The following is a 1,864-nucleotide window of genomic DNA, read 5'->3' as shown; positions in this document are numbered from 1 at the left end:
AAAAATTCAGAATTCATTGAGCTGTCGAAAGACATAAAACTTTTTAATTGAAGAGTTTGATCATGGCTCAGATTGAACGCTGGCGGCAGGCCTAACACATGCAAGTCGAGCGGTAACAGAAAGTAGCTTGCTACTTTGCTGACGAGCGGCGGACGGGTGAGTAATGCTTGGGAACATGCCTTGAGGTGGGGGACAACAGTTGGAAACGACTGCTAATACCGCATAATGTCTACGGACCAAAGGGGGCTTCGGCTCTCGCCTTTAGATTGGCCCAAGTGGGATTAGCTAGTTGGTGAGGTAATGGCTCACCAAGGCGACGATCCCTAGCTGGTTTGAGAGGATGATCAGCCACACTGGGACTGAGACACGGCCCAGACTCCTACGGGAGGCAGCAGTGGGGAATATTGCACAATGGGCGCAAGCCTGATGCAGCCATGCCGCGTGTGTGAAGAAGGCCTTCGGGTTGTAAAGCACTTTCAGTCAGGAGGAAAGGTTAGTAGTTAATACCTGCTAGCTGTGACGTTACTGACAGAAGAAGCACCGGCTAACTCCGTGCCAGCAGCCGCGGTAATACGGAGGGTGCGAGCGTTAATCGGAATTACTGGGCGTAAAGCGTACGCAGGCGGTTTGTTAAGCGAGATGTGAAAGCCCCGGGCTCAACCTGGGAACTGCATTTCGAACTGGCAAACTAGAGTGTGATAGAGGGTGGTAGAATTTCAGGTGTAGCGGTGAAATGCGTAGAGATCTGAAGGAATACCGATGGCGAAGGCAGCCACCTGGGTCAACACTGACGCTCATGTACGAAAGCGTGGGGAGCAAACGGGATTAGATACCCCGGTAGTCCACGCCGTAAACGATGTCTACTAGAAGCTCGGAGCCTCGGTTCTGTTTTTCAAAGCTAACGCATTAAGTAGACCGCCTGGGGAGTACGGCCGCAAGGTTAAAACTCAAATGAATTGACGGGGGCCCGCACAAGCGGTGGAGCATGTGGTTTAATTCGATGCAACGCGAAGAACCTTACCTACACTTGACATACAGAGAACTTACCAGAGATGGTTTGGTGCCTTCGGGAACTCTGATACAGGTGCTGCATGGCTGTCGTCAGCTCGTGTTGTGAGATGTTGGGTTAAGTCCCGCAACGAGCGCAACCCCTATCCTTAGTTGCTAGCAGGTAATGCTGAGAACTCTAAGGAGACTGCCGGTGATAAACCGGAGGAAGGTGGGGACGACGTCAAGTCATCATGGCCCTTACGTGTAGGGCTACACACGTGCTACAATGGCGCATACAGAGTGCTGCGAACTCGCGAGAGTAAGCGAATCACTTAAAGTGCGTCGTAGTCCGGATTGGAGTCTGCAACTCGACTCCATGAAGTCGGAATCGCTAGTAATCGCGTATCAGAATGACGCGGTGAATACGTTCCCGGGCCTTGTACACACCGCCCGTCACACCATGGGAGTGGGTTGCTCCAGAAGTAGATAGTCTAACCCTCGGGAGGACGTTTACCACGGAGTGATTCATGACTGGGGTGAAGTCGTAACAAGGTAGCCCTAGGGGAACCTGGGGCTGGATCACCTCCTTATACGATTTAGAACTTATTTGTTCGTAGTGTCCACACAGATGATTGTTAATTAGTGCTTATTCTTCGGAATAACTAATTAATATGCTCTTTAAAAATTTGGAAAAGCTGATAATAAAATTCTGATAGATACATTGTATTTATCAAGAGTTTTCAAAAGTAAAAAAAGAATGGTAGCAGTACCATTCAGTGCCATTTGATTAACGTTTTACGTTGATTGATTGGTATCTACTTTAGTATTCAATATTAACTTCTGGCGAAGTTAAACTGTCACAAAACAAAGACCC

General features: G+C 48.8%; 1 rRNA gene. It reads left to right on the top strand.

Annotated elements, in window-relative coordinates:
- Positions 1-44: 44 nt before the first annotated feature.
- Positions 45-1,580, top strand: a 16S ribosomal RNA gene (locus tag H5159_RS20690).
- Positions 1,581-1,864 lie beyond the last annotated feature (284 nt).

This window comes from Pseudoalteromonas sp. SG43-1 (assembly GCF_014164415.1).
Lineage (GTDB): Bacteria > Pseudomonadota > Gammaproteobacteria > Enterobacterales > Alteromonadaceae > Pseudoalteromonas > Pseudoalteromonas distincta.
The sequence above is the reverse complement of the archived record's forward strand: the minus strand, read 5'-3'. Positions and strand labels throughout refer to the sequence as shown.